Annotated in this window: 6 protein-coding genes; all 6 read right to left on the reverse strand. The window is 52.6% G+C overall.

The window, feature by feature from the left end; translation table 11 throughout:
• Positions 1-145: 145 nt before the first annotated feature.
• Positions 146-1327 (reverse strand): acyl-CoA dehydrogenase family protein, encoded by a 1182-nt coding sequence (locus PHV74_14015; protein ID MDD5095472.1) that lies wholly within the window; start codon positions 1325-1327, stop codon positions 146-148.
• 91 nt (positions 1328-1418) lie between these two features.
• A complete protein-coding gene (locus PHV74_14020; protein ID MDD5095473.1) occupies positions 1419-2333 on the reverse strand; it encodes an amidohydrolase family protein in 915 nt (304 codons plus the stop codon).
• Between the two features lie 72 nt (positions 2334-2405).
• Positions 2406-3176 (reverse strand): enoyl-CoA hydratase-related protein, encoded by a 771-nt coding sequence (locus PHV74_14025; protein MDD5095474.1) that lies wholly within the window; start codon positions 3174-3176, stop codon positions 2406-2408.
• 31 nt (positions 3177-3207) lie between these two features.
• Positions 3208-4536 carry an acetyl-CoA hydrolase/transferase C-terminal domain-containing protein gene (locus tag PHV74_14030; protein ID MDD5095475.1) on the reverse strand — a complete coding sequence of 443 codons (1329 nt, stop codon included), beginning with the start codon at positions 4534-4536 and terminating at the stop codon, positions 3208-3210.
• A gap of 87 nt (positions 4537-4623) precedes the next feature.
• A complete protein-coding gene (locus PHV74_14035; protein MDD5095476.1) occupies positions 4624-5553 on the reverse strand; it encodes an SDR family NAD(P)-dependent oxidoreductase in 930 nt (309 codons plus the stop codon).
• Between the two features lie 59 nt (positions 5554-5612).
• Positions 5613-6746 (reverse strand): acyl-CoA/acyl-ACP dehydrogenase, encoded by a 1134-nt coding sequence (locus PHV74_14040; protein MDD5095477.1) that lies wholly within the window; start codon positions 6744-6746, stop codon positions 5613-5615.
• Positions 6747-6956: the final 210 nt, after the last annotated feature.

Genomic DNA, 6956 nt, shown 5'->3' on the forward strand with positions numbered 1-6956 from the left:
TCTTCTTTGCCTCTCTATCCACTTCGTAGAGACAGTAGGGCTCGCGCCCCGGAACCACTCTCTTGTAATGGTATTGCTTCTGCATCTATTCCTCCTAACTAACTGACAACAGCACAGCCTTGTAAAGGTGCTGTAAAAGTTCAGGTCATCCTCTGGGCAATCCCAGCCCCCTGGCGATGATAGTGCGCTGAATCTCCGAGGTGCCGGCGCCAATGGTACGCCCCAGGCTGCTCTGGTACACATGGCTTACCCTGCCCCCGAGTTTGACCCATTTTGACCCTTTCAGCAATTCGCCGTAATGGCCCAGCATCTGCATGCCAATGCCGGATACCCGCTGCATCAACTCGCTTCCGAATACCTTTGACATGGACCCTTCCATCTGTGGTACTTGTTTGTTCTGCTGCATCCATGCCACGCGGTAAGCCAGCAGTCGACCCACCTCGCATTCAATGGCCGCCTGGGCCAGTTTATGTCTGATCAACGTGGCGCGAGGCGATGTGTCGCCCTTCAATTCCTCTCGGGCAAATTTATTGAGTTCGTCCAGCAGACGTCGGGTATAGGCCAGTCTCTCGATGCCGGAACGCTCCAGAGTGAGTAGCGAGGTGGCCACCTTCCAGCCCTCGTTGAGCTTCCCTACCAGGTTTTCGACTGGAACCTTCACATCATCTAAGAAGACCTCATTAAAGGCATCTCCACCCGCTATGTTCTTCAAGGGTCTCACTTCAAGACCGGGGGTCTTCATATCAACCAGAAGAAAGCTGATGCCCTTGTGCTTTGGAGCTTGAGGATCGCTTCTGGCCAGCATAAACATCCACTGAGCCAGATGGCCGCCGCTGTTCCAAACCTTCTGACCGTTCACCACAAAGTGATCGCCTTTCAGGACAGCGGTAGTCTTCACCGCCGCCAGATCGGAGCCCGCTTCAGGCTCGCTGAATCCCTGACACCATATAACCTCTCCCCTGGAAATAGGGGGAAGGAATCGAGCTTTCTGTTCCGCATTTCCGAAGGCCAATATGGTAGGGCCAGCCATAGCGATCCCTGGAAAATCGATACCAGGAGCCGCCTGATAGGCCATCTCTTCCTTGAAAATAGCCTGCTCGTAATAGGAACGCGCCTGCCCACCGTATTCCTTGGGCCAAGCCATGGTGAGCCACCCTTTTGCACCCATCTTGGGCGCCAGCTTTCGGCCCATCTTGAAGAACTCCTCATCCTCCATCTCATCTTCGATGTAGGTAGGCCCTTCCCAGTTTGGCGGCAACTCTTTCTTGAGGAAGTCCCTGATCTCCTGCAGGAACGCCTGCTCCTCTTTGGTGAAGGTAAAGTCCATGATACACTCCTTACCGGCTACGAGTTATCTGACGAACCTCTGATCAAGCAGGGGCGATTTAAAAATCGCCCCTGCCAATTTCTCACGTTATCTACTTTATATTCAAGAACTCCAGGGCATTATCACGGAGAATCTTCTTCTTGATGGAATCCTTCATATCCAGAGACATGAGCGACTGTTTCACAGACTTGAGACCGAACCCATTGGTTCCGAACATGACTTTGTTGGCTCCCCGGCTCTTCATGAAATCCAGAGTGGCCTTCTCAAGGTTGGTGGGCATGTAGGCAGAGATATCGCCATACACATTGTTATGTCTCCAGAGCATGGAGCACCACTCATCCACCCAAGGATATCCGGTATGAGACAGATTAATCTTCAAATTCGGGAAATCGATGGCAACCTCATCAACATACATGGGATGTCCGACCTCGCTGGGCAGCGGCTCAGCGGAATGTCCGACCTGCATCCCAACGGGAATTCCCAGTTCCAGACACTTGGCATAGAGAGGATAGCACTTCTTATCATTGGGGGCGAGGCCGAAGGTAATGGGATGCATGTAAGCATACTTGAAACCATATTCCTTGACGCCCTTTTCGATTTCCTTCAAGCTGTTTTCAATGTCGAAAGGATTGTATCCGGCGCCGCCGATGAGTCTGCCTTTGCCCTTCGCAATGATCTCACCGAGTTTATCCGTATTCATTTTATACCCATAGATCAGTTGATGATGGTAACGGGGAGACCACATCTTCATATCGTTAAGGATGACATATTCATATCCCGCCTCGTCCATCTCAGCGATGAGTGCTTCCACGCTGGGGTTCTTGTAAAGAAATCCCGACTTCTGTATTTGCTTGAACTCCTCCCGGTTGGGCACGTGTCCCTTGAACACGGTCTTAAAGGTGCCAGAGCACATCACATGGTACTCTTTCCAGTCGAACATAAACTCTTCGTCAAATCCTGCCGAGTCCGGATAATTCATGATATCGATAGCCTTAATGTCTTCCATTCTTCCTCCTTTTACTGCTTTTCGGATAACTAATTATTGAACCGCCCCGACTATCCTTACGGGGAAACCGGACTATTTTGCCTTGTAAATGGGTTTGCGTTTCTCCAGGAAAGCCTTCGGGCCCTCTACGGCATCTTCGCTCTTGAACACCTGATAGAGAAGCGCATTCTCGATCTCGATGCCGGAACTGACAGGTTTATCCAGTCCCATGGCCATGGCATTCTTGGCAGCTCGGACCGCCAGAGGCGCATTGCGGCAGATCTTCTCAGCCAGTTTCCAAGCTTCCGCCATCAACTGGTCATGGGGAACTACAGCGTTCACCAGCCCCAAACGATACGCTTCCTTGGCATCAATCGACACTCCGCTCATCACCATCTCAGCGGCCTTATTTCTCGGGATTTTTCGGGCAAGCCTCTGGGTTCCTCCCCAGCCGGGAATAACGCCCCATTTCACCTCAGGCAATCCGAAGGAAGCCTTCTCAGAGGCAATAATCATGTCGCACGCCAAGGCTACTTCCATTCCCGCCCCGACAGTGATTCCATTGGCGGCAGCGATGATCGGCTTGTCCAAGTTATACATGCCCCGTGCAATATGGATAGCGAGGTAGTCCATATGTCCCTTTGATACACTCAGAGGGACAATTTCCTTAAGGTCCGCTCCGGCACTGAAAGCTTGATCACCGGCCCCGGTCAGAATGGCTACCCATGCATCACGATCCTCGCGAAATTGCAGCAACGCATCGGAAAATTCCTTGGTCTGTTGCACACTGAAGGCGTTCATCGCCTCCGGCCGGTTGAAGGTGATGGTTACGATCTTGTCTTTTTTCTCGTAAAGCAGTGCCATATGCAAACCTCTTTCGTTTTCGCTGTCAAATTCAATTCTTGGGCCAGAAAGCCGCTCGAGCCTTCTTGGTCAGTTCAGCACGATGATCCGGGTGAGCCAGAGCGATGAATGCATCAGCTCTGTATCGCTGCGATTTTCCCTTCACACGGGCAATTCCGTTCTCAGTGACCACAATATCCGTCAGCCAGCGAGGAATGCTGACCACACTTCCGGGCTCGAATGCAGCGACGATTTTGGATCTGCCATCGCTGGTGGTCGAGTTGAAAGCCAAGACGTATCTGCCGCCCTTGGCTAACCCGGCACCGATAGCAAACGATGCCTGTCCACCGGTACCTGCCTTCATTGTATAACCCAAGCCATCGGTAATTCCCTGTCCGGTGAAGTCGATGGCAAAACAGGAAGCAAAGACCGTCATGTTCTCATGCTGGGCAATAATTCTGGGGTCAAGACAATACTCAGCCGGATAGAGCTCAAATTGCGGGTTCATATCCACAAAATCATATTCGGCTCGTCCGCCTCCCACTGCGGTACCCACAGCAACGTTCTTGTGGAGCTGTTTGCGCGATCCGGTGATCTGACCTGACTTGACTCCCTTAATAAGGCCGGGGGAGATAATCTCGGTGTGTATACCAAGTTCGGATCTGCCTTTGTATGCGCCCAGATCGAAGAGGAACTCTGTCGACCCGCCGATGCCGACCATTATACAATCGCCATCCCGGGTGAGGCTGTGAACATATTCGGCGATCTTCTTCTCCGCTTCGCCAGGGCCGCCGATCATTCTGCCGGTCATGTCTCGCGTTTGCGGAGGAGTGCCCAAGTCGATGTGCTGTACGAAATAATCGAACTCAGATACATGCGCACTGTTCTCACCGTACGTCCTGATTTGATTTGAATTTACCTCGGCGATAACGATCTTTGCGAGCGCCATCTCGCTGTGCTTGAACCAAACCGATCCGCCAAAGGAGACATATCCGTGCTTATCCGGCGGTGAGACGGTCACCACGAGAATATCCAAGGATCCTTGTATCTGATCGATATTGAAATCCCGGCGCATCAGCACATCCGGGATCAGGAAATCTGCTATTCCCAGCTCAAACAGCTTGTGGATCGTGGGCATCGCGTACGGTGCCTCGATCATGAAAAACTCTTCGACCCCGGGTTCGTACCAGATGAAGTCTCTTGCTTGCATTGCAGGGCAAATCTTTACGCCTCTGACGTCGCCTACCCTTGCCTGCAAGGCATAGTTGAAAGTGACGGGCTCTCTACCCATCGGAATACTAATGAAATCCCCGTCCTTTACCAGAGCTGCAGCTTGCTCAGCCGTGACTGTCTTTTTTTTATATTCTTCTTGCCAAGACATGCTAACCCCTTTTCCTTATCTCAGTTTACTAACGTGATATCAGAACTGGCCCTCTCACTAAATCGACAACGTCCGTTGGCGGCGATATTACGGTTTCGCCGGCGCCGGATTGACCATGCCTTCACCCAGAGTGAACGGGAACGTCTTCGACAGGCTGTCGACGGTCCACTGTGTGTCCCTGCAAAGCGTCTTCACCTGCATCAGTTTTTCCAGGATGATCTGATTGCCGTAAACCACAAAGGTATTGCCGTTGATATTAGCCGCTTCGTTGGTGGCCAGATAAACCACCAGAGGCGCAACATCCTCGGGGCTCAGTTTCATCAGTTGCTCCATGCCCGCAGCCCTTGCCTTGGATACCGGGTCCGGGGCCGCCTTGAGCTGATCGACCAGCTTTACCATCTCGTCGGTCACCGTCATTCGAGTGCCTGCTCGAGGGCGGATGACGTTGCAGGTTACCCCGTATCGGCCCATTTCCATGGCAACTGTCCGGGTCAGGCCCACAATACCCTCTTTAGCCGAAGCGTAGTTGGATTGAGTGGGATTGCCCATAGCTCCTGCCTCGGAGGATGTATTGATAATTCTTCCCCACTTCTGTTCCTTGAAGAGCAGACAAGCTGCTCGTATGCAGTAGAAATGGCCATAGAGGTGTGTCTTGAGAACGGCATCCCATTCTTCTTCCACCATCTTAACGATAGGCTTGTCGCGGAGAATGCCGGCGTTATTTACCAGAATATCCAAACGCCCGAAGCTGTCTATCGCAGTCTTGACAAGGCTTTCGCCTGCTTTCCAGGTACCGACCGCATCGTAATTGGCAACTGCCTGTCCGCCAGCTTTTTTGATCTCGGCTACCGTCTCATCGGCAGGCCTTTCGGCGGTCGCTTTGCCATCGGGGCTCACACCGGGGTCATTGATCACGACTTTGGCGCCTTCGGCAGCCAGCGCCATAGCCTCCGCTTTGCCTAATCCTCTGCCGGAACCGGTAACAATTGCCACTTTGCCCTTTAATCTATCACCCATTTTCTTACACCCTCCTTGAATATCTGCTGTTATGCTAGAACTTTATCGAAATTGAAGCGCTAGAGCGCCAATAACTCCACCAGCTTTTCCCGATGGTAATCGCCATCGCCAAAGAGCACCTCGCCCACCTTGGCGCGACGGAAATACAACTGCATATCGTGATCTCGGGTGAAACCAATGCCGCCGTGAATCTGCTGCCCCAGCGCCACCACTCGACGATAAGCATCGCTGACCCACGCTTTGGCCATACTTACCTTCTCATCACAAGGCAAGCCCTGGCTGATAGCCCAGCACGCCTCATAGGTGATGAAACGCGATGCATCCACATCAATAGCCATGTTGGCACAGTGGTGCTGGATGGCCTGGAAAGAACCGATCGGGACATCGAACTGCACCCTCTCTTTGGTATAGCTCACTACCATTTCCAGCACCTGTTGCGCGCCGCCGACCATTTCGACGCACTCGGCAGCGGCTGCCAGCATCAGTATCTTCTCAATCAGCGCCCATCCCTGGTTCAATTCACCCAGGAGATTCTTCTTGGGCACCGATACGTTTTCCAGTTTCACTTCGCATTGCCGGTCTGAGGCGATCGTCTTCAGTAGAGTACAACTGATCCCCGGACTCTTAGCATCCACCAGAAACAGGCTTACCCCATGAGATGGATCGCCTTTGCTTTCCGTTCGAGCCGCACAGATCAAGTAATCGGCTACGTGGGCATTCGATACAAACAGCTTGGTGCCATTAACAACGTAGTGATCCCCTTCGGCTTTGGCCATGGTGGCTATGCCTGCGGGATCGTAGGTGCCTTTCTGCTCGAGGAGAGCCATGGTCATGATCATCTCCCCGTCGGATATCTTGGGCAGAAACTCCTGTTTCTGTTCTTTAGAGCCAGCCTCCAAGATGGGAAGACCCCCCAGAATCACTGTTGAAAAGTACGGCCCGGGAAGGCACGCCCGGCCCATCTCCTCCAGCAGCGCTGCCAGATCCAAGAAGCTCATTCCCTGTCCCCCATATTCCTCGGGGAATACCAATCCCATCCAGCCTAAATCCGCCATCTCCTTCCAGAGTGCGCGGTCGAAACCCTGCACATCCTCCTCCATCTCCCGCACGAAGCTCTTGGGGCATCTATCGGTGAGAAAACGTCGGGCATCTTTGCGAAGCATTTCCTGAATTTCTTCAAAGCCGTAGTCCATTTGCCTTTTCCTCTTTTATTCAAAAAGTACCCCAGTCTGACACACAGCTATCCCAAGCTCGTTCACACATTTGGGGAGAAGCGCTTCAGGCCGTCGCCCGTTCTGAGAAGACCTTTGCGTTGCCCGGGTTATGCCCTATTCCCCATCTCAGCCTTAGACATACTCCTTACCGATCAACTCGCGCACCAAGACGGTCTTCATCACCTGGGC

The sequence above is a fragment of the Dehalococcoidia bacterium genome, assembly GCA_028711995.1.
GTDB lineage: Bacteria > Chloroflexota > Dehalococcoidia > SZUA-161 > SpSt-899 > JAQTRE01.

Bases quoted from the DNA above. Each gene is read 5' to 3' on its own strand.
- PHV74_14015 (MDD5095472.1), bottom strand. From the start codon at position 1,327: ATGGACTTTACCTTCACCAAAGAGGAGCAGGCGTTCCTGCAGGAGATC.
- PHV74_14020 (MDD5095473.1), bottom strand. From the start codon at position 2,333: ATGGAAGACATTAAGGCTATCGATATCATGAATTATCCGGACTCGGCA.
- PHV74_14025 (MDD5095474.1), bottom strand. From the start codon at position 3,176: ATGGCACTGCTTTACGAGAAAAAAGACAAGATCGTAACCATCACCTTC.
- PHV74_14030 (MDD5095475.1), bottom strand. From the start codon at position 4,536: ATGTCTTGGCAAGAAGAATATAAAAAAAAGACAGTCACGGCTGAGCAA.
- PHV74_14035 (MDD5095476.1), bottom strand. From the start codon at position 5,553: ATGGGTGATAGATTAAAGGGCAAAGTGGCAATTGTTACCGGTTCCGGC.
- PHV74_14040 (MDD5095477.1), bottom strand. From the start codon at position 6,746: ATGGACTACGGCTTTGAAGAAATTCAGGAAATGCTTCGCAAAGATGCC.